This is a genomic window from Pseudomonas sp. NA-150 (genome assembly GCF_044336365.1).
GTDB lineage: Bacteria > Pseudomonadota > Gammaproteobacteria > Pseudomonadales > Pseudomonadaceae > Aquipseudomonas.
Window position 1 is genome coordinate 5,484,896 of sequence record NZ_CP172305.1, and the last position, 21,144, is coordinate 5,506,039.

Genomic DNA, 21,144 nt, shown 5'->3' on the forward strand with positions numbered 1-21,144 from the left:
CCCATGACAGCTCCACGCAAACCCAAGACTCCCAGCACTCCCGCCGAACCGCGCGAGAAGGCTACGCTGCACCCGCGTAACCGCCACCAAGGCCGTTACGACTTTCCCAAGCTGATCAAGAGCAATCCCGAGCTGGCAAAGTTCGTGATCATCAACCCGTATGGCAAGGAAAGCATCGACTTCGCCGACCCGTCCGCCGTGCGGGTATTCAACCGCGCGCTGCTCAAGTCGTTCTATGGCATTGCTCACTGGGACATCCCGGCCGATTACCTGTGCCCACCGATTCCGGGGCGTGCCGACTACGTGCACTTCCTCGCGGACCTGCTGGCAGAGAGCAATGAAGGTGTTATCCCACGCGGTGCCCTGATCAAAGCCTTGGACATCGGTACGGGCGCCAACTGCGTTTACCCGCTGATTGGCCACAGTGACTACGGCTGGCATTTCCTCGGCTCGGACATCGACCCCACCGCTGTGGCCGCTGCCACCGCGATCATCAAGTCCAATAGCCTGCACAAGGCCGTCAGCCTGCGCCTGCAGGGCAATCGCAAGCAGATCCTGCTGGACCTGCTCAAGAGCGACGAACGCTTCGACGTGACCATGTGCAACCCGCCCTTCCACGCCTCGCTGGACGAAGCGCAACGCGGCAGCCATCGCAAGTGGCGCGCGCTGGGCAAGGCCGATCCCAAGCGCAAATTGCCGGTACTGAATTTCGGTGGGCAATCTCAGGAATTGTGGTGCGAAGGCGGTGAGATCGGCTTCGTCACGCAGTTGATCAACGAAAGCAAACAGGTGGCGCGTCAGGTGCTGTGGTTCAGCACACTGGTGTCGAAGGCGTCCAACCTGCCGATGATCCAGGGTACGCTGAAGAAGATCGGCGCCGTGCAAAGCCAGGTGGTCGAGATGTCACAAGGGCAGAAGCAAAGCCGCTTCGTTGCCTGGACCTTTCACGACAAGGCGCAGCAATTGGCTTGGCGCGCCGAGCGCTGGAACACGACCAAACCGTAATCCGCCGACAAACGCCCACAAAAAAACCGTGCGCGGATCGCTCCGTCGCACGGTTTTTTTCAATAAGCGCTAAGGCTTACTTATTGACCGAGTCGCTCAGGCTTTTAGCCGGTACGAACTTGATCACTTTCTTGGCAGCGATTTCGATGGCGGCGCCAGTCGATGGGTTACGGCCGGTGCGTGCTGGACGCTCGGTGATTTTCAGTTTGCCAATGCCTGGCAAAGTGATTTCGGAGCCGTTTTCCAGTTGGTCAGCAACAATCTGGCCCAATTGCTCAAGAGCATTACGCGCGGTGGTTTTTGGCGCGTCGATCGCTTCGGCGATATCGGCGATCAATTGGTCTTTAGTCAATGCCATGGTGATGTTCCTTCCCTATCAAATTCATTTGGATTGCAGAATGAGGCGTCGGCCCGGGGCCAGGCGATGAACCTGGTCCGCCGGTAGCAACCACGATTAACCGCGAACTGTAGATACCGAAACCGTAGTTTGGTTCGACCGGACAGCGACAAACTGCGTGCTTAGCGCGCTTCAGGTGCGCAAGACCGGGCAAAACTAGCACAGAGCCGGGTAAATATCCGCACTTGCCTACCCATTTGGTCAGCTTTTCGGCCGTATCCGATAAAAAATGTCGATCAAAGCCCGATTTCAGCCGAAAACCGTCGACACACCAGACCCTTCAGCGGTGCCCAAGGTGCGTTACACTTGCCGACTTTGAATCGAGCGCAGACGCCTGTGCCGCTCGTGATCTTCGATTACTCCAGCCGAGAAGCCCATGCCGATCCGTCATTGCATCGTCCACCTGATCGACAAGAAACCCGACGGTACGCCAGCAGTCCTCCACGCCCGCGACTCCGAACTCGCCGAGTCCCAGGCCATCGAGAACATGCTCGCCGACCTCAACGAGAGCTATAACGCCAAGCAGGGCAAGGCCTGGGGCTTGTTCCACGCCGAATCCGGCGCGCACCCGTTCAGTGGCTGGCTGAAGGAATACCTCGACGCTGGCAAGGACTTCACCGCCTTCAGCCGAGTGGCGGTCGAGCACCTGCAGAAGCTGATGGAGGAATCCAACCTGTCAGTCGGCGGCCACGTGTTGTTCGCCCATTACCAGCAAGGCATGACTGATTACCTGGCCATCGCCCTGCTGCACCACAGCGAAGGCGTGGCGGTGAACGCCGAGCTGGACGTGACCCCGTCGCGCCACCTGGACCTGGGTCAGCTGCACCTCGCGGCACGGATCAATATCTCCGAGTGGCAGAACAACAAGCAGTCGAAGCAGTACATTTCCTTCATCAAAGGCAAGAACGGGAAAAAGGTTTCAGAATATTTCCGCGACTTCATTGGCTGCCAGGAAGGCGTCGATGGCCCCGGCGAAACCCGCACCTTGCTCAAGGCGTTCAGCGACTTCGTGGAAAGCGAAGACCTGCCGGAAGAATCCGCCCGCGAGAAGACCAAGACCCTGGTCGACTACGCCAGCAGCCAGAGCAAACTGGGCGAGCCCATGGGACTCGAAGAACTGTCGGAGTTGATTGACGAAGAGCGCCCACGGGCCTTCTACGATCACATCCGCAACAAGGACTACGGCCTGTCGCCGGAGATCCCGGCGGACAAGCGCACCCTCAACCAATTCCGTCGCTTCACCGGGCGCGCAGAGGGCTTGTCGATCAGCTTTGAAGCGCACCTGCTGGGCGACAAGATCGAATACGACGAAGAAGCCGGCACCCTGATCATCAAAGGCCTGCCGACCCAACTCACTGATCAGTTGAAGCGCCGCTGATGCTGATTCGCACCCTGAAGAAATTCGTCCTGATCATGCTGGTGGTCGTGGCCTGGCAGAACTGGGGCAAGATTGAGCATTTCTTCAACCCGCCCAGCGCAGTGCTGGCCCAGGTTTCGAGCCAGGCCAAGGTCACGCTGTACGCCACCGACTGGTGCGGTTACTGCAAACAGACGCGGCGTTTTCTCGACAGCAAGGGCATTCCTTACACCGAGTTCGATATCGAGAAATCGGCTGAGGGACGCAAGGCTTATGAAGCCCTGGGTGGGCGTGGCATTCCGATGATCGTGGTGAATGGCACGTTGATTCGGGGATTCAGCCCGGAAGAGATATTGGCCGCGCTGAAATAATTGTAGGAGCTGCCGCAGGCCGCGATCCAACGGCCGGAAGGCCGTTCCGGCCTTATCGCAGCCTGCGGCAGCTCCTACAGGGGTGTGTGATATTCAACGCGCCTCGATACGAAACCCAAACCGCGGAAAGTGCACGTGTACCACACCCGCACGCTCATCTTCGCGACGCAGAATCAGCTCTTCGCTGCCGCTGAACACCAACTCGCCTTCCACCGGATCACAGCCATAATCCACGGCCGAGATCGCGACTTTCTGCCCAATCTCGAAGCCGTTCGGATCAACGAAGTCTTCTTCCGGCAACGCCGCGGGCGTGGCATTGCGGGCGATTTCCACGGCGTCGGTTGAACTCAGTTCCTTGAACGCACCATGCCCCAGGCCTTCCACACGCTGATACCAGGCCGCTACGGCCGGGTAGTCATCCACCAGCGGCGCGGTGACTGACGACTGTTTGAGGAACCACAGGGCATGTGCAAGGGAGAAGTCTGCCAGTGACGGCGCACCGAACAGGAAGTCGCCGTTATGTTCGAGCTGTTGCTCCAGACGCGTCATCAGCGTTGGCCATTGGTGTTTGGCCAGCTCCAGTGGGACGCGCATGGCACTGCCCCCGGTGAACAAGCCGGCACGGTCAACCATGAACGCTTTGACCGCTTCCGGCGGCAGGCGACCCATGCGTTGTTGCATGGACTCCGGCTGGAAGGCGAGGCTGATCGCGTGGAGAAACACCACTGAATCCGCCCAGGCCGCGAAACTGGCGACGGTGAATTCCTGGTCGTCCGGGAACAACGTCGGCAAGGCTTTTTCTTGTTCCAGTCGACGGGCAATGATCGCGGTGTCGCAGTAGATATCAGCACCGACCTGCAACACCGGGGTCTTGCGATAGCCACCGGTCAGCGGCGTCAGGTCGGGCTTGGGCATGATCGGAGAGATCATCACCGAACGCCATGACAGGCCTTTGAAGCCCAGCATCAACCGCGCCTTTTCAGAGAATGGCGAGGTTGGGTAATGGTGCAGGATCAGCTCTGACATGTTCAGTCCTTCCGTCAATGGAAAGACAGCAGCTTAACCGCCTACGCGAAAGGAGCCTACCCGGTCCGCCTGATAGCGCTGTATCACGGCGCTGGATTGACCGCGATGTCCGGCAGACCGACGAAGCTCGCGGCCAACACTTCCTTGGCGCTTTTCTTCAGCTTTTTGATCAGCCGCTCCTGACGCAACGCCTCGCCCTTGTCGCGACAGGCTTCGACATACACCAGTGCCACTGCCGGGCTGGAATAGAAGAAGCGCGCGCCCTTGCCGCTTTGATGGGCGGCGAAGCGGCGCTGGGGATCGTCGCTGATTCCGCAGTACAACGAGCCGTTGGCTGCCCGCACCAGGTACACGTACCAGGGCTTGCTAACGGGTTCGTCAAGAATCGCGGTGTCTTGCATGATCAGGATCGATAAAAAAGGGCTGGCGATTCTAACACTAGCGCCCGGCCTGATACGCCTTCAGACCTTTTTGCGCCTGGGCACGAATGGCGTTCTGTACCAACGGCGTCCAGCCCAGCAGCAGGCCTTTGGTGCCCAGCGCCTGACGCGACCAGCGCCACAGGTCAAAGTGATCGTGGTGCTCGCAGATCTTGCCGTCGCGAAACACGAAACGGGCCTGAATGTCGTTGACCACGGTATTGCCGGTCTGGCTGAACAGGTAGGTGGCGACCCAGTGCGCGCCGCCGGTACGCTCATCGGCACGCACGTTGTCGAACTTAACGGAAAAGTCCTTGGCTCGCGAGGTCAACATGCGCCACATGTCACCCGCCTGACGCCCACGCAACTCACCGAACACCGGGTCACTGAACAGCACGTCCTCGGTGTAGCAGGCGGCCATGGCCTCGGCGTCCAATCGATTGAAGGCCTGGTAAAACTCAGTGATCACTGCGCTGTTTGCATCGCTCATAGTGCCGGTTCCATGACGAACGAAAAGATCCGTGCACAATAGTCGGCAAACAGACGCATGACCATCGGCATTCGTGGGAGGAATATAGCCAGTCAGACTTTCTCGCTGGTGACCTGCACGTACAGCGCGCGCCCGGCGCCCAGGCCGAAGACGATGGCGCCCAACCCGAGAATGGCGAAGATCCAGCCGACCGCCTTCCAGTCTCCGGTCTGCCCATGAATCACGCCGACCGCGAACGGCCCCAGCGAGGCCAGGGTGTAACCGAAGCCCTGGGCCATGCTCGACAGATTGGCCGCGACGTGGGCGTCCCTCGAACGCAGGACAATCAAGGTCAAGGCCAGGCTGAAAGTCCCGCCCTGCCCCAACCCCAGCAAGATTGCCCACCCCCACAAGCCGTCCAGTGGCGCATACAGGCAGCCAAACAACCCGCCCAGCGTCAGCAGCATCACCACGATGATGCCCAGCCGCTGATCCTTGCCACGGGTGGCCAGCCAGGGCGCGCTCAAGGCACTGATCAGCTGTACCAGGATCGAACCGGACAGCACCACGCCGGCCTGAACTGGCGATAATCCACGACCGATCAGAATCGAAGGCAACCAGCCAAAAACGATATAGGCCAAGGACGATTGCAGGCCCATATACAGGGTGACCTGCCAGGCCAGCGGATCACGCAACAGACCCCGTACCCGGTAGGCGACGTGATGCGTGCCGTGCTTGCTGCGGGTTTGCGGCAGCCAGACGAGAAACGCCACCAGCGCCGGTACGATCCAGAACCCGAGACCGATGGACCAGCTGTCTGCAAAGTGCTGACTCAACGGCACTGAAGAACCGGCCGCAATCGCCGCACCCAGGCACAGCGCCATGGTGTAGACGCCGGTCATCGCCCCGGCTTGTTTGGCGAAGTCGCGCTTGACGATGCCCGGCAGCAAAACGCCGAGAATGCCAATGCTCGCACCGGCCACCACGCTGCCGGAAAATAGCCCGACTTCGCCGAATGAGCTGCGCAAAATGATCCCGCTGGCCAACGTCAGAAGAATCCCCATTACCACCCGTTCGCTGCCAAAACGTCGCGCGAGGATCGGTGCCAGTGGGGCGAACAGCCCCAGGCACAGCACCGGCAACGTCGTCAGCAAACCGGCCTCGGCTGCGGATAACCCAAGGCTATTGGAGACCTCGCCCAACAGCGGCGCCATGCTCGACAACGCCGGACGCAGGTTCAGCGCCACCAACACCAGCCCCAACAGCAAAAGCCACGGGCGCTTCAACACCGGAGGCTGTTGCTGGACTTGCTCGTCGTCAGCCTCGGCATCGATCAACAATTCTTCGATGGGACTGTGGTGGGCATTCGCCGAGGGCGCCTTGATGGTCATTTGATTCTCGGGACAGGTATTTTGAAGTGAGCTGGGCATCCTGTTGCAGAATTCGATGGAATGCAATGTGTAGGAGCGGGCTTGCCCGCGATGGCAGCGTGCCTGACACACCGCGTCAGCCCGATCGCGGGCAAGCCCGCTCCTACAGAGGGTGATACACCCACGAGCCAATAAAAAACCCGGAACAAGTCCGGGTTCTTTTTTTACGCCGCGATTAACTCAGTGCAGGATCTGGCTGAGGAACAGACGGGTACGGTCGCTTTGCGGGTTGTCGAAGAAGTCGTTCGGTGCAGCCTGTTCGACGATTTCGCCTTTGTCCATGAAGATCACGCGGTTGGCCACAGTACGGGCGAAGCCCATTTCGTGGGTCACGCAGAGCATGGTCATGCCGTCTTCCGCGAGGCCGATCATGGTGTCGAGTACTTCTTTCACCATTTCCGGGTCGAGGGCCGAAGTCGGTTCATCGAACAGCATGATTTTCGGCTTCATGCACAGGGCACGGGCAATCGCCACACGCTGTTGCTGACCACCGGAAAGCTGACCCGGGAATTTATGGGCCTGCTCCGGAATCCGCACGCGTTCCAGGTAATGCATGGCGATTTCTTCGGCTTGCTTCTTCGGCATCTTGCGCACCCACATCGGCGCCAACGTGCAGTTCTGCAGGATGGTCAGGTGCGGGAACAGGTTGAAGTGCTGGAACACCATGCCGACTTCACGACGAATCGCTTCGATCTGCTTGAGGTCGTTGGTCAGCTCGGTGCCGTCGACAATGATGCGACCCTGCTGGTGCTCTTCCAGACGGTTCAGGCAACGAATGGTGGTCGACTTGCCCGAACCCGAAGGCCCGCACAACACGATACGCTCGCCCTGACGCACGTTCAGGTTGATGTCTTTGAGCACGTGGAACTGGCCGTACCACTTGTGTACGCCTTCCATCTGGATCATGCCTTCAGCGCCCAGAGGCATTTTGATAGCTTCACTCATCACAAAACTCCTAACGCTTGTGGCCTGTGTCCAGCTTACGTTCCAAATGCATGGAATAGCGGGACATGCCGAAACAGAAGATCCAGAACACCAACGCAGCGAAGACGTAGCCTTCGGTGGCCATACCGAGCCATTTCGGGTCGGCGGCTGCTTGTTTGACGCTGTTGAGCAAGTCGAACAAGCCGATGATGATCACCAGACTGGTGTCCTTGAACAGGGCGATTACCGTGTTGACGATGCCAGGAATGACCATCTTCAACGCCTGCGGCAGAATCACCAGGCCCATGGCGCGCCAGTAACCAAGGCCCATCGCTGCAGCCGCTTCGTACTGACCTTTAGGGATGGCTTGCAAACCACCCCGCACCACTTCGGCAACGTAGGCCGACTGGAACAGGATTACCCCGATCAAGGCGCGCAGCAACTTGTCGAAGCTCATGCCTTCAGGCAAGAACAACGGCAACATCACCGACGACATGAACAGCACGGTGATCAACGGCACGCCGCGCCAGAACTCGATGAAGGTCACGCAGACCACGCGAATGGCCGGCATGTTCGAACGTCGTCCCAGCGCCAATACCACGCCCAACGGCAGCGCGCCCGCGATGCCGACGGTGGCGATGACCAGGGTCAGCATCAGCCCGCCCCACTGGCTGGTGGCGACTTCGGTCATGCCGAACACACCGCCGTGCAGCAGGAAGTAGGCGACGATCGGGTAGATCACCAGGAAGCTGAACCCGTAGACCGCTTTGCGAGGAACTGCCTTGATGAACAACGGCGCGACACCGAAGATCGCCAGCAATACGGTCAGATTGACCCGCCAGTGCAGATCAGCCGGATAGTAGCCGTACATGAACTGACCGAAACGCTGCTCGATGAACACCCAGCAAGCGCCAGACTTGGTGCAGTCTTCACGGGTAGAGCCGACCCAGTTGGCGTCGAAAATCGTCCAGTGCAACAGCGGTGGAATGATCAGCCATACCAGGTAGAGGGCGAACAGTGTCAGCAGGGTGTTGAGCCAATTGGAGAACAGGTTGGCTCGCATCCACGCCATTGGGCCGAAGACTTTACTCGGCGGCGGCATGTCGGGTTTGAAAGTATGAGTGTTTGTCATGCGCTTTTCCTCACCGCTCGATCAGCGCAATGCGCTTGTTGTACCAGTTCATCAACAGCGAAATGCTGATACTGATCGCCAGGTAGACGCTCATGGTGATCGCAATCACCTCGATGGCCTGACCGGTCTGGTTGAGTACGGTACCGGCAAACAACGAAACCATTTCCGGGTAACCGATACCGGCCGCCAACGAAGAGTTCTTCGCCAGGTTCAGGTATTGGCTGGTCAGCGGAGGAATGATCACGCGCAGCGCTTGCGGGATGATGACCCGAGTCAGCGTAGGGCCAGGACGCAGGCCCAGCGAACGGGCGGCTTCGGTCTGGCCGTGGCTCACGGACTTGATCCCGGAACGCACGATTTCAGAGATAAATGCCGCCGTGTACACCGTCAAGGCAATGGTCAGCGCCAGCAGTTCCGGGATCATTACCCAGCCACCGACGAAGTTGAAGCCCTTGAGTTCCGGCATTTCCCAGTGCAGCGGGTTACCGAAGATCAGCACGTCCACAGCAGGGATCACGATGAACAACGCCAGGCCAACCCATACCTTGTGGAAAGGTACGCCCGTGGCTTCGAAACGCTTGGTTGCCCAACGCGCCATCAGCACGATAGCGACGATTGCGATGACGACGCTGACCACAAACGGCCAGAAGCCGTCGGTCAGGGTCGCGCCCGGCATGTTGAGACCGCGGTTGCTGAAGAAGAACATGCCCGCAAAGCTGTGGCTGCCGCGTGGTCCTGGCATGGTCAGGAAGACCGCGAAGTACCAGAACAGGATTTGCAGCAGGGGCGGAATGTTACGGAAGACTTCAACGTAGACCGTTGCCAGTTTATTGATCATCCAGTTCGACGACAGTCGAGCGACGCCAATGACAAAGCCCAGGATCGTTGCCAGCACCATACCGATGAAGGTCACCAGCAGCGTGTTGAGCAATCCGATAACGAATACGCGCGAATAAGTGTCCGATTCGACATAAGGAATCAAGTGCTGCGCGATGCCGAAGCCCGCACTGCGATCAAGAAAGCCGAAGCCGGAAGTGATGCCGCGATGTTGCAGGTTGGTCTGGGTGTTATCGAACAGATACCAGCCCATGGCGACCACCGCGACAACCGTGATGATCTGGAATAGCCACGCACGCACTTTAGGATCGCTGAGGGTAAGCCTCTGCTTTGGTGCGCCGATTTGATTTTGCATGAAGTGCCCCATGTAGATTGGAACAGAACAACGCCCGATAACCGTAACGGTTACCGGGCGCAGGGCCTATCAGCGAACAGGTGGTGCGTACTGAATGCCACCGTTGGTCCACAGAGCGTTCAGACCACGGTCGATTGCCAGAGGAGTGCCCTTGCCCAGGTTCTTCTCGAAGATTTCGCCGTAGTTACCGACTTGTTTAACGATCTGTACTACCCAGTCTTTAGGCAGTTTCAGGTCTTTGCCGTATTCACCGTCAGCACCCAACAGACGAGCTACGTCAGGGTTTTTGGTGGATTTAGCCAGATCGACTACGTTCTTCGAAGTAACACCCGCTTCTTCGGTGTTGAGCATGGCGTAGCCAACCCAACGCACGATCGCCAGCCACTCGTCGTCGCCGTTACGTACAACCGGCCCCAGAGGTTCTTTGGAGATGGTTTCTGGCAGTACAACGTAGTCAGTTGGCTTGGCCAGCTTGCTGCGCTGTGCGTACAGCTGCGATTTGTCGGAGGTCAATACGTCGCAACGACCGCTTTCCAGCGACTTGGCGCTTTCGTCAGAGGTGTCGAACGTGATTGGGGTGTACTTCAGGTTGTTGGCGCGGAAGTAGTCGGAAACGTTCAGCTCGGTTGTAGTACCGGCCTGAATACAGATGGTCGCACCGTCCAGTTCCTTGGCGCTTTTAACACCCAGTTTGGTGTTGGCCAGGAAGCCTACGCCGTCATAGTAGGTCACGAAGCCAGGAAACTTCAGGCCCATGCCTGCGTCACGGGAGCTGGTCCAGGTGGTGTTACGCGACAGGATGTCGATTTCGCCTGACTGCAGCGCGGTGAAGCGCTCTTTGGCGTTCAGCTGGCTGAATTTGACTTTGGTCGCGTCACCGAAAACGGCAGCAGCGACTGCGCGGCAGACATCAGCGTCGATACCTTGAATAGTGCCCTTTGCATCAGGAACGGAAAAACCTGGCAGGCCATCACTGACGCCGCACTGAATAAAACCCTTTTTCTGGATAGCATCAAGGGTAGCACCCGCCTGAGCAAAACTGCTTACGCCAAGAACTGTTGCAGCCGTCAGTACAGCCAGGGTGGATTTCAACATCTTCATTCAAACCTCCAAGTTTGCTCTTTGTTGTTTAGGAGCTTGAGTCCCGTCGCACCCTTGTGAGGCGTTATCGACCCGTGTTGGCTTGTTTTTGGGTCATGCGACGTAAGACCTGAGCCATGGATCCGGTGCGAGATCTACCCGACACCCAATAACCATAGCTCGTCATCGGTCGAATGGACTGAAGCCCCATGATGTCCGCTGAACCAGACCGGTACAGTGCAGACCGTACACAGAAACCTGATGCGTGGATTCATTGCTACCCCGTGGGCATCAGTCGCCTGATAGTGTTACCGCAGAGGGTGAGCGCATTCACTCCGGGGGTTCCATAGCAAAGCCCGTACCAGCATGCTGGCAATGTCGAATTAGCGACAGGTCAAGTCCAATACTTGTACCCTTGCGACATCTTTGTAAGATTATTTTTTGTCTGCGCTCCGCCTTAACGCACCCGGATAGAGCGCGCGCACACTAATGGAGCAGTCATGAGCGACCCTTTGATCCTTCAACCCATCAAGCCTGCCGACGCCTGCGTCATCTGGCTGCATGGCCTGGGTGCCGACCGTTATGACTTCATGCCGGTCGCGGAAATCCTGCAAGAAACCTTGCTCACCACGCGCTTTGTTTTGCCTCAGGCGCCGAACCGTCCGGTCACCATCAACGGCGGCTACGAGATGCCCAGTTGGTACGACATACTGGCCATGAGCCCCGCCAGGGCCATCAATCACGAGGAGTTGGAGGTTTCGGCGCAGATGCTGCTGGACCTGATTGAAGCCCAACGCGACAGCGGAATCGACCCGGCGCGGATTTTTCTGGCGGGCTTTTCCCAAGGCGGCGCCGTGGTTTTACACACCGCCTTCTTGCGCTGGCAAGGTCCTCTCGGTGGCGTGCTGGCACTTTCCACTTATGCCCCGACTTTCAGCGACGCAGTGAGCCTTTCCGCCAGCCAGCAACGCATCCCTGCGTACTGCCTGCATGGCTTTAACGACGATGTGGTCCAGAATGCCATGGGACGCACAGCGTACGAGCACCTCAAGGCGTGGGGCGTAACCGCAACATGGCAGGAATACCCAATGGGGCACGAAGTGTTACCGCAGGAAATTTCCGATATCGGTGTTTGGCTCACCGAAAAGTTGCGCTGAAAACCCCTACAGGGCTTTCCAGCAGCCTTTAACGCGTGCTGGAAAGCCCTGACTTGACACCTCCTGTAGCGCTTTTGGCATGCCACTACGCCGCGCACGATTCTTGCTTTACACTGCTCGGCGTACATTCCTTAATCAATTGACGAGATGACCGTGCTCAAAGCACTCAAAAAAATGTTCGGTAAAAGCGAGGTTGAGCAACTCGCGTCCAGCCCCATCGCCTCTTCGCCTGCTGCCCTCGGCCCTGCCAAAGACGATCCACGATCAAACATCGCAGAAAATCCGACACCTGCCAGCACGCCTGAGCAGGGTCAAAAGGCCGAAGTCCAGGCACCTAAACCTGAGCGCCCACGTCGTGAACGCGCGCCCAAGCCGCCGGTCACGCCATGGAAACTGGAAGACTTCGCCGTCGAGCCACAGGAAGGCAAAACCCGCTTTCACGATTTCAACCTGTCGCCTGAACTGATGCACGCCATTCACGACCTGGGTTTCCCGTACTGCACGCCGATCCAGGCTGGTGTATTGGGCTTTACCCTCGCCGGCAAAGACGCCATTGGCCGTGCCCAGACCGGCACCGGCAAAACCGCTGCGTTCCTGATTTCGATCATTACCCAGTTGCAGCAGACCCCACCGCCAGGGGAACGCTACATGGGTGAACCGCGAGCGCTGATCATTGCGCCGACCCGCGAACTGGTGGTGCAGATCGCCAAAGATGCCGCGACCCTGACCAAGTACACCGGCCTTAACGTCATGACCTTCGTTGGCGGCATGGACTTCGACAAACAGCTCAAGCAGCTTGAAGCCCGTCACTGCGACATTCTGGTGGCCACGCCTGGCCGTCTGCTGGACTTCAACCAGCGCGGCGAAGTGCACCTGGACATGGTCGAAGTGATGGTGCTGGACGAAGCCGACCGCATGCTCGACATGGGTTTCATCCCACAAGTGCGCCAGATCATTCGCCAGACCCCGCACAAGGGCGAGCGTCAGACCCTGCTGTTCTCCGCGACCTTCACCGAAGACGTGATGAACCTCGCCCGGCAGTGGACCACTGACCCGTCCATCGTCGAGATCGAAGCTGAGAACGTCGCCAGCGAAATGGTCGAACAGCATATCTATGCCGTGGCCGGTGCCGACAAATACAAGCTGCTGTACAACCTGGTGACCGAAAACAACTGGGAACGGGTGATGGTCTTCGCCAACCGCAAGGATGAAGTGCGGCGTATCGAGGAGCGCCTGGTACGCGATGGCGTAAACGCCGCGCAATTGTCAGGCGACGTCCCGCAGCACAAGCGGATCAAGACCCTGGAAGGCTTCCGCGAAGGCAAGATTCGTGTACTGGTGGCCACCGACGTCGCCGGTCGCGGGATTCACATCGACGGTATCAGCCATGTGATCAACTTCACCCTGCCGGAAATGCCGGACGACTACGTGCACCGCATCGGCCGTACCGGTCGTGCGGGCGCCAGTGGTGTATCGATCAGCTTTGCCGGTGAGGATGACTCCTACCAATTGCCGGCGATTGAAACATTGCTGGGTCGCAAGATCAGCTGCGAAACGCCACCGACTGAATTGTTGAAGCCGGTGGTGCGCAAGCACGCTCAGCCGCAGTAAGCGTTCGACGCATTAAAAAACGCAGCCCTCGAAGCTGCGTTTTTTTCGCCTGAGGTACTGCCGTCCCTGTAGGAGCGAACTTGTTCGCGAGGCGGTGAATCAGGTACACCGCGTCAAACTGCTCGCCAACAAGTTGGCTCCTACAGATAAGGTGGGGACGACGCGGTGTCAGGTCTTGTCTTGCCAACGCCCCGCCGCCGCATGATCGCTGGCGCGGCCTTCGACCCAGCGTGGGCCATCGCTGGTGTTTTCTTTCTTCCAGAACGGCGCGCGGGTTTTCAGGTAATCCATGACGAACGCGCAAGCCTCGAACGCCGCCTCGCGGTGGGCGCTGGTGACGCCGACGAAGACAATCGGCTCACCCGGCTCCAGGGCGCCGATCCGGTGCAGGATTTCCAGCTTGAGCAACGGCCAGCGCTGTTCGGCTTCGACCGCGATCCTGCCGAGGGATTTTTCGGTCATGCCCGGAAAATGCTCGAGAATCATCCCTGACACCTCGCGGCCGTCGTTGAAGTCGCGAACGTAGCCAACAAAACTCACCGCCGCACCGACGCCGACATTCGCCGCGTGCAGCGCATTGACCTCGGCGCCCGGGTCGAACGCCGCGGTTTGCACACGAATCGCCATGTTCAGCCTCCGGTCACGGTGGGGAAGAACGCCACTTCATCGCCGTCGGTCAGTGGCTCGTCGAGCTGGCACAGCTCTTCGTTGCGCGCGCACATCAGGTTCTGTTCGGCCAGCACGTCCCAGACACCACCACGCTGTGCCAGATGTTCGCGCAGCGCATCCATCGTGGCAAAGCTGCCGTCCACAGTCTCGCTGTCTACTCCAAGCGCTTCGCGGTAACGGGCGAAGAACAACACCTCGACGGTCATTGCCCAACCTCCTCTTGATCGGCCACGAAATGACCGCTCTTGCCGCCGAGTTTTTCCAGCAGACGCACGTTTTCAATGACCATGCCGCGATCCACCGCTTTGCACATGTCATAGATGGTCAATGCGGCGACGCTGGCAGCGGTCAGCGCTTCCATCTCTACACCGGTCTGCCCGGACAACTTGCAGCGCGACACGATACGCACCGCGTCTTCACCTTCCGCGCTGAGTTCGACCTTGACCCCGGTCAGCAGCAGCGGGTGACACAGCGGAATCAAATCCGAGGTTTTTTTCGCAGCCTGAATACCGGCAATCCGCGCTACGGCAAACACATCCCCTTTGGGATGCCCACCGCTGACGATCATTTGCAGGGTTTCCGGACGCATACGCACAAAGGCTTCGGCCACGGCTTCACGGAACGTCACGTCTTTGTCGGTGACGTCGACCATATTGGCGCGACCTTGAGAATCGAGATGAGTCAGCACGGGGTTACTCCTGATCAGGAGTGGCGATTGTAAACCCATGCGGTTTGTCAGGCACATCAAACTGTAGGAGCTGCCGAAGGCTGCGATTTGACGCCGTGAAGATTCTGCGGATCTTATCGCAGCCTTCGGCAGTTCCTACAGAGTAAGTCGTGGGGGCAGTATTTCTGCCCCCACAATCAGGTGGTTACAAATGGCTCTCGGCGTATTCGGCGAGAATCGAGCGCGGCACCCCTTGCAGGGTGATGTGCACGCCATTCGGGAAGTCCTTGAAGCGCTCCGTCAGGTAGGTGAGGCCAGAACTGGTGGCCGACAGGTAAGGGGTGTCGATCTGCGCCAGGTTACCCAGGCAGACCACCTTCGAACCGGACCCGGCACGGGTGATGATCGTTTTCATCTGGTGCGGTGTGAGGTTCTGGCATTCGTCGATCAGGATCAGGCTTTGCTGGAAACTGCGGCCTCGAATGTAGTTAAGGGATTTGAACTGCAACGGCACTTTGCTGAGGATGTAATCGACACTGCCATGGGTACTTTCGTCATCCATGTGCAGCGCTTCCAGGTTATCGGTGATCGCGCCCAGCCACGGCTCCATCTTCTCGGCCTCGGTGCCCGGCAGGAAGCCGATTTCCTGATCCAGCCCTTGCACGCTACGGGTGGCGATAATGCGCCGGTAGCGCTTGCTGACCATGGTCTGTTCGATGGCCGCCGCCAGGGCCAAAATGGTTTTACCCGAACCGGCGGCGCCAGACAGGTTGACCAGGTGGATGTCCGGATCGAGCAAGGCAAACAGCGCCAGGCCCTGGTAGATATCACGCGGTTTCAGGCCCCAGGCTTCCTGGTGCAACAGGGGTTCCTGATGCATGTCGAGAATCAGTAACTCATCGGCCTTGATGCCTTTGATCCAGCCGACGAAACCTTGCTCATCGATGATGAATTCATTGATGTGGACTGCTGGCAGGTTGTCGATCAGTTGCACGCGATGCCAGGTGCGGCCATGGTCCTGGCGGGTTTCGACCTTGCTGACACGATCCCAGAAAGAACCGGTCATGTTGTGGTAGCCACGCGACAACATCGAAACGTCGTCGACCAGTTGGTCAGTGCTGTAGTCCTCTGCGGCGATCCCACACGCCCGCGCCTTGAGGCGCATGTTGATGTCTTTGGTCACCAGTACCACGCGCCGGTCCTTGTCGCGCACGTGCAGGTCGATCAATTGGTTGATGATGATGTTGTCGTTGAGGTGTTCCGGCAGCAAGCTGTTGGGTTCGTTGCCTTTGTTCATCAGGATAGACAGGTAGCCCTTGAGGACACCTGTGCCACGATCAATCGGTACGCCTTGCTCAACCTCCTCTGGTGTCGCGCCGCCCAGTGTCTTGTCGATCAGACGAATCGCCTGACGGCATTCAGAGGCAACGGAATGTTTGCCGGCCTTGAGCTTGTCCAGCTCCTCGAGGACCGTCATTGGGATGGTGACGTGGTGTTCTTCAAAGTTCAGTAACGCGTTTGGATCATGAATCAGTACGTTGGTATCGAGCACGTAAAGGATTGGCTGGTTAGAGGAAGGGGTGCGTCCGTGATCATCCATACTCGCTCACCTTTTTAGAAGCCAGGCGACGCAAAACCACAACAGTGATGCGCCACGAAAAGGCCGCCGGGGGTTCCCTCTTCAGGCAGAGGGGACAATGCTCAAGGTGGGTCTGGGATGACGCCACCTGTGTTGCAGGTTTCGGCGGTCTGTACTCGTAATACCGCAAAACTCATGACAGAAAAAAGCACTTTACGCTTTTTTGAAGTTTATTTTTCAGGTTGACGAATAGCGCTTGGCGGCGACCCAAAGCACCGTTAAAGTCAGAAGTCCACCGGCCGTGAATTGTCGAATGAATTCGCCGCCAGCTTGCCCCTCAAACGCGTGCATCCCCTTATGATTCGGGGCTTTTAGCCGTGTTTCCCGGATAGCTGTGACAGTCCTGCCACTGAACGCCACTTTGCGCCGTATTGGTGAGCAACCAGGGCAATGCCGTCTCGACCTTGTTGTGGATGTCATGGAACACCACGACCCCGCGCCGCCAGAGCAACATCAAGGTCAACACCCGCTGCCCGGCCTGATCGCCGGAGATGTTGCGACTCCAGTCCTGTGAGTCGATATTCCACAACGAGACCTTGATCCCCTGGTCGCGAAAGAACTCGGCGCTGTCAGCCCGGCGCTGGCCATAGGGTGGGCGGAACAGTGGCACGTAGTTATCCGGCAGCACCTGTTGCAGTTGCACGATGCTGCGCTGCACCGAGTTCTGCCAGTCGAGCCACTGGGCATGGGAGCGATATTCCCAGCCCTGTGAGCCCACGCACTGCTGCCTGTACAGCGTCTGCACCGCCGCCGCCGAACTTTTTGACTCGCGCGTTTGCAAGGTTTTGCCCAACACGAAGAAGTTAGCGTTGAGCTTGCGCTGCCGCAGGAAGTCGGTCAGCCAGTCGGTGGTGCCGTCGACCACCGTCGGTCCACTGTCGAAACTGAGCAGGAACGAGCGATCGGGCATTTCGTCGCCGGTCAGCTCGTCGGAGTTATAGCGCTCGATCTCGCTGCTGGTCAGCGGAAACAACGCCGCCTCGTGCAGTAACTCGGTCAGGTAGGTCTCGTGAAATGCCTGACTGGGTTGGCCCCAGGCGGCGTAGTACGAATCACTGGCCACCTCGAACTTGCCGGCCTGCTCGCGCAGGGTCGGCAGGTCTTCGACCAGCAGACAGAACGAGGCATCCTGTTCACAGCTCTTCTGTGCGTACTGGTAGTTTTCCAGCAGCCGCGACCAGAGGCGCTGACGAATCAGGTTCAGCGAGACCATGTTGATCTTTCGCAGGTCCAACCGCGCCTTGAGCGCGGCCTCGTCCTGACTTTCGCTGGCCAGCAGGGCATGGGCAAAGGCCAGAATTTCGGCGCGCGAGGCGACATCGAACAGCACCGGCGTGGTGAACTGCTCAGGCCACACACTACGCTCGATGGTGGCGATTTCCACAGGCCCCGCCGCCTGTGCAGTGGACCAAAACAAACATGCCGAGATGAACAGAACGATGCGCAAAATCAAATCCCCAGGAAAACCTCGCGGCGCACTATAACCTGTCGCCGCACTTCTGTAGGAGCTGCCGAAGGCTGCGATCAAGCGCGAAGCGGTTGTGTCTTGACGATGGCCGAAGGTCGTTCCGACCTTATCGCAGCCTGCGGCAGCTCCTACAATCGTTTGGCGTAGTGATCATTGATTATCCCTATCATCGCCAATAGCTGGAGTACTGCCGGCTATGCCCCTAGAATCGCGCCCACGATTACAGGAGACGATCTTATGCTGATGGTGATTTCCCCGGCCAAAACCCTCGATTTCGACACCCCGCCGGTGACGAAACGCTTCACCCAGCCTCAGTACTTGGACCATTCCCAGGAACTGATCGTCCAGTTGCGTGAACTGAGCCCTGCGCAGATCGCCGAACTGATGGACCTGTCCGACAAGCTCTCCGGCCTCAACGCCGCTCGCTTCGGCAGCTGGACCCCGGCATTCACCCCTGAAAACGCCAAGCAGGCGCTGCTGGCGTTCAAGGGCGACGTGTACACCGGGTTGCAGGCCGAGAATTTCACCGATACCGACTTCAGCTACGCCCAGGATCACTTGCGCATGCTCTCTGGCCTCTACGGCCTGTTGCGCCCGCTGGACCTGATGCAGCCGTATCGGCTGGAAATGGGCACCAAGCTGGAGAACGCCCGCGGCAAAGACCTGTATGCGTTCTGGGGCACGCAAATCAGTGAATGGCTGAATCAGGCACTGACTGAGCAAGGCGACGACGTGCTGCTCAACCTGGCGTCCAATGAATACTTCTCAGCGGTAAAACGCACGGCCCTCAAGGCCCGCGTGATCAACACCGAGTTCCGCGATCTTAAAAACGATCAATACAAGATCATCAGTTTCTACGCCAAGAAAGCGCGCGGCATGATGAGCCGCTTTGTGATCAAAGAGCAGATCAACGCCCCCGAAGACTTGAAGCAATTCGATGCCCAAGGCTATCGCTACAGTATTTCCAAATCGACGCCGGACAATCTGGTGTTCCTCAGGGATACACCTACCGAGTAATCCTCCCGGAGCACGCCTCGATATCGGGCGTGCTCACTCTCGAAATGACTGTTTATTGGCGCCAGCAAACAAGCATTCATCCCTTCTGTTTTCTGCTTTCTCAAAAAATTTACATTTTTTTGAATTTTTTTGCCCCCTCATTTCAAGTAGTGGCATAAAAACATCCCCGCACCGCAACTACCTGCAATCTAAGGCCCAAATCGAAAAGCATGCGAAACCTCAACTAACTCGTATCGAAAACTCCTACACAGCAACGCCTCACTTCCGCACTAAGGGCTGGGAACTAATCCTTCAGCACCACGCTCATACAACCCGTAACAACTGCCCGCCACAACGTAGGAAACATCCTACTCGGCAGTACCAATCAAACTTCGCATTTCCGCAAAGTGCCCGGATCATATGATCTAACGCGAAGCGGACGGCATACTGGAGTTCATTAGGCCTGTACGGGGTTTCTCGATACTTCTCGCTCGAGCACCTTGGTCCATGGAGATGCGGAACCGCAGCCAACAGGCTCTAGGATGCGGATTTCAGCCGTTATCGAAAGGCCGCCCCTGACAGGGCCGGCCATAACAGCTTCTGAACCCGGCGCCAGCGTACATATATACCGACAACTTAAGACCTACATTCAGTAACATTCGAGCTCGCCCTATTTGATCCGGCCACTCGCCATTTTCATATGTCCGCCTTTGCTACGCGGCATCTAATGGCTACATACCTGCGCGCAGAAAACCTCTGTCCGCTGAACTAACCAGCCAGTCACTGGCAGCAATAAACAAGGAGAATCCTATGCGTATCAGTATCTTTGGTCTGGGCTATGTAGGCGCAGTGTGCGCGGGCTGTCTGTCTGCACGCGGCCATGATGTAGTAGGAGTAGACATTTCGGCCGCCAAGATCGATTTGATCAATAAGGGCAAGTCGCCAATCGTCGAACCGGGGCTGGAACAGCTGCTGGCGCAAGGCATCAGTACTGGCAAATTGCGTGGCACCACGGACTTTTCAGCCGCGATTCGCGACACCGACCTGTCGATGATTTGCGTTGGTACACCGAGCAAGAAGAACGGCGATCTGGAACTGGATTACATCGAATCGGTGTGCCGCGAAATCGGCTTCGTCCTGCGTGAAAAAACCTCGCGCCACACCATCGTGGTGCGCAGCACCGTGCTGCCGGGCACGGTGAAAAACGTTGTGATCCCGATTCTCGAAGACTGCTCGGGCAAAAAGGCCGGGGTCGACTTCGGCGTCGCGGTCAACCCGGAGTTCCTGCGGGAAAGCACGGCGATCAAGGACTACGACCAACCGCCGATGACCGTCATCGGTGAACTGGACAGCGCCTCGGGCGACGCCCTGCAAGCCCTGTACGAAGAACTCGACGCGCCGATCATCCGCAAGGACATCGAAGTCGCCGAAATGATCAAGTACACCTGCAACGTCTGGCACGCGACCAAAGTGACCTTCGCCAATGAGATCGGCAACATCGCCAAGGCCGTCGGAGTTGATGGCCGGGAAGTGATGGACGTGGTCTGCCAGGACAAGACGCTCAATTTGTCCCAGTACTACATGCGCCCCGGTTTCGCCTTTGGTGGCTCGTGCCTGCCCAAGGACGTGCGCGCCCTCACCTACCGCGCCAGCTCGTTGGACGTCGACGCGCCACTGCTCAACTCGCTGATGCGCAGCAACGTGTCCCAGGTACAGAACGCCTTCGACATCATCACCAGCCACGACAAACGCAAAATTGCCCTGCTCGGTTTGAGCTTCAAGGCCGGCACCGATGACCTGCGCGAAAGCCCTCTGGTGGAGCTGGCGGAAATGCTGATTGGTAAGGGATTCGACCTGAGCATCTACGACAGCAACGTCGAGTACGCGCGCGTTCACGGCGCGAACAAGGACTACATCGAATCGAAGATCCCTCACGTTTCGTCGCTACTGAATGCCGACTTCGACGACGTGATCAACAACTCCGACGTGATCATTCTCGGCAACCGCGACGAGAAATTCCGCGCCCTGGCCAACGAAGCACCGCTCGGCAAACAGGTGGTGGACCTAGTGGGCTTCATGTCCAGAGCCACCAGCACCTCGGACCGTACCGAGGGCATCTGCTGGTAAAGCCCGGA

Annotated in this window: 21 protein-coding genes; 7 read left to right on the forward strand and 14 right to left on the reverse strand. The window is 58.2% G+C overall.

Translation table 11 applies throughout. The features are described from left to right. Positions 1-3 precede the first annotated feature (3 nt). Positions 4-1,005, forward strand: a complete 1,002-nt coding sequence (gene rlmF, locus ACF0H7_RS25780) for a 23S rRNA (adenine(1618)-N(6))-methyltransferase RlmF (RefSeq protein ID WP_397449658.1) — start codon at positions 4-6, stop codon at positions 1,003-1,005. Positions 1,006-1,081: 76 nt separating this feature from the next. On the opposite strand, the gene ACF0H7_RS25785 is transcribed toward rlmF, so the two are convergent. After that, entirely contained in the window at positions 1,082-1,363 is a 282-nt protein-coding gene (locus ACF0H7_RS25785) for an HU family DNA-binding protein (RefSeq protein WP_397449659.1), read from the reverse strand. A gap of 415 nt (positions 1,364-1,778) precedes the next feature. Between ACF0H7_RS25785 and yejK the strand changes: the two genes are divergently transcribed. Beyond that, positions 1,779-2,780: a nucleoid-associated protein YejK gene (gene yejK / locus ACF0H7_RS25790; protein ID WP_397449660.1), complete on the forward strand. Its 1,002-nt coding sequence runs from the start codon at positions 1,779-1,781 to the stop codon at positions 2,778-2,780. Then, positions 2,780-3,130 (forward strand): glutaredoxin family protein, encoded by a 351-nt coding sequence (locus ACF0H7_RS25795; RefSeq protein WP_397449661.1) that lies wholly within the window; start codon positions 2,780-2,782, stop codon positions 3,128-3,130. Before yejK ends, ACF0H7_RS25795 begins: the two co-directional genes overlap by 1 nt. A 93-nt stretch (positions 3,131-3,223) precedes the next feature. Here ACF0H7_RS25795 and ACF0H7_RS25800 read toward each other — a convergent pair whose 3' ends face one another. From ACF0H7_RS25800 to ACF0H7_RS25835, 8 genes are all read right to left on the reverse strand, one after another. Beyond that, positions 3,224-4,156 (reverse strand): glutathione S-transferase family protein, encoded by a 933-nt coding sequence (locus tag ACF0H7_RS25800; RefSeq protein ID WP_397449662.1) that lies wholly within the window; start codon positions 4,154-4,156, stop codon positions 3,224-3,226. An 83-nt stretch (positions 4,157-4,239) separates the two neighbouring features. After that, complete coding sequence (locus tag ACF0H7_RS25805; RefSeq protein WP_397449663.1) at positions 4,240-4,557, reverse strand: GIY-YIG nuclease family protein; 318 nt, start codon at positions 4,555-4,557, stop codon at positions 4,240-4,242. A 37-nt stretch (positions 4,558-4,594) separates the two neighbouring features. Next, positions 4,595-5,065, reverse strand: a complete 471-nt coding sequence (locus tag ACF0H7_RS25810; RefSeq protein WP_397449664.1) for a nuclear transport factor 2 family protein — start codon at positions 5,063-5,065, stop codon at positions 4,595-4,597. A gap of 92 nt (positions 5,066-5,157) precedes the next feature. After that, the gene (locus ACF0H7_RS25815; RefSeq protein ID WP_397449665.1) at positions 5,158-6,435 is read right to left on the reverse strand and encodes a CynX/NimT family MFS transporter; all 1,278 of its coding nucleotides are present in this window, start codon (positions 6,433-6,435) and stop codon (positions 5,158-5,160) included. A 219-nt stretch (positions 6,436-6,654) separates the two neighbouring features. Continuing rightward, the gene (locus ACF0H7_RS25820; RefSeq protein WP_397449666.1) at positions 6,655-7,419 is read right to left on the reverse strand and encodes an amino acid ABC transporter ATP-binding protein; all 765 of its coding nucleotides are present in this window, start codon (positions 7,417-7,419) and stop codon (positions 6,655-6,657) included. Positions 7,420-7,429: 10 nt separating this feature from the next. After that, the gene (locus tag ACF0H7_RS25825) at positions 7,430-8,530 is read right to left on the reverse strand and encodes an amino acid ABC transporter permease (protein ID WP_397449667.1); all 1,101 of its coding nucleotides are present in this window, start codon (positions 8,528-8,530) and stop codon (positions 7,430-7,432) included. A 10-nt stretch (positions 8,531-8,540) separates the two neighbouring features. After that, the gene (locus ACF0H7_RS25830; RefSeq protein WP_397449668.1) at positions 8,541-9,722 is read right to left on the reverse strand and encodes an amino acid ABC transporter permease; all 1,182 of its coding nucleotides are present in this window, start codon (positions 9,720-9,722) and stop codon (positions 8,541-8,543) included. A 69-nt stretch (positions 9,723-9,791) separates the two neighbouring features. After that, positions 9,792-10,823, reverse strand: coding sequence for an amino acid ABC transporter substrate-binding protein (locus tag ACF0H7_RS25835; RefSeq protein ID WP_397449669.1), 1,032 nt, complete (start codon positions 10,821-10,823; stop codon positions 9,792-9,794). A gap of 479 nt (positions 10,824-11,302) precedes the next feature. Between ACF0H7_RS25835 and ACF0H7_RS25840 the strand changes: the two genes are divergently transcribed. Together ACF0H7_RS25840 and rhlB are read left to right on the forward strand one after the other, a co-directional pair. Further along, the gene (locus ACF0H7_RS25840; protein ID WP_397449670.1) at positions 11,303-11,959 is read left to right on the forward strand and encodes an alpha/beta hydrolase; all 657 of its coding nucleotides are present in this window, start codon (positions 11,303-11,305) and stop codon (positions 11,957-11,959) included. Positions 11,960-12,106: 147 nt separating this feature from the next. Next, entirely contained in the window at positions 12,107-13,570 is a 1,464-nt protein-coding gene (gene rhlB / locus ACF0H7_RS25845) for an ATP-dependent RNA helicase RhlB (RefSeq protein WP_397449671.1), read from the forward strand. A gap of 168 nt (positions 13,571-13,738) precedes the next feature. On the opposite strand, the gene moaE is transcribed toward rhlB, so the two are convergent. The 5 genes from moaE to ACF0H7_RS25870 form a co-directional block, all read right to left on the reverse strand. Next, the gene (moaE, locus tag ACF0H7_RS25850; protein ID WP_397449672.1) at positions 13,739-14,197 is read right to left on the reverse strand and encodes a molybdopterin synthase catalytic subunit MoaE; all 459 of its coding nucleotides are present in this window, start codon (positions 14,195-14,197) and stop codon (positions 13,739-13,741) included. A gap of 2 nt (positions 14,198-14,199) precedes the next feature. After that, entirely contained in the window at positions 14,200-14,445 is a 246-nt protein-coding gene (gene moaD, locus ACF0H7_RS25855; protein ID WP_397449673.1) for a molybdopterin converting factor subunit 1, read from the reverse strand. Beyond that, positions 14,442-14,927, reverse strand: a complete 486-nt coding sequence (gene moaC, locus ACF0H7_RS25860; RefSeq protein WP_397449674.1) for a cyclic pyranopterin monophosphate synthase MoaC — start codon at positions 14,925-14,927, stop codon at positions 14,442-14,444. Before moaC ends, moaD begins: the two co-directional genes overlap by 4 nt. A 184-nt stretch (positions 14,928-15,111) precedes the next feature. After that, complete coding sequence (locus tag ACF0H7_RS25865) at positions 15,112-16,506, reverse strand: PhoH family protein (protein ID WP_397449675.1); 1,395 nt, start codon at positions 16,504-16,506, stop codon at positions 15,112-15,114. A gap of 334 nt (positions 16,507-16,840) precedes the next feature. Next, positions 16,841-17,992: a polysaccharide deacetylase family protein gene (locus ACF0H7_RS25870; protein WP_397449676.1), complete on the reverse strand. Its 1,152-nt coding sequence runs from the start codon at positions 17,990-17,992 to the stop codon at positions 16,841-16,843. A gap of 258 nt (positions 17,993-18,250) precedes the next feature. Here ACF0H7_RS25870 and yaaA point away from each other — a divergent pair, with 258 nt between their 5' ends. Continuing rightward, a complete protein-coding gene (gene yaaA, locus ACF0H7_RS25875) occupies positions 18,251-19,030 on the forward strand; it encodes a peroxide stress protein YaaA (protein WP_397449677.1) in 780 nt (259 codons plus the stop codon). 789 nt (positions 19,031-19,819) lie between these two features. Continuing rightward, positions 19,820-21,136 (forward strand): nucleotide sugar dehydrogenase, encoded by a 1,317-nt coding sequence (locus ACF0H7_RS25880; RefSeq protein ID WP_397449678.1) that lies wholly within the window; start codon positions 19,820-19,822, stop codon positions 21,134-21,136. Positions 21,137-21,144 lie beyond the last annotated feature (8 nt).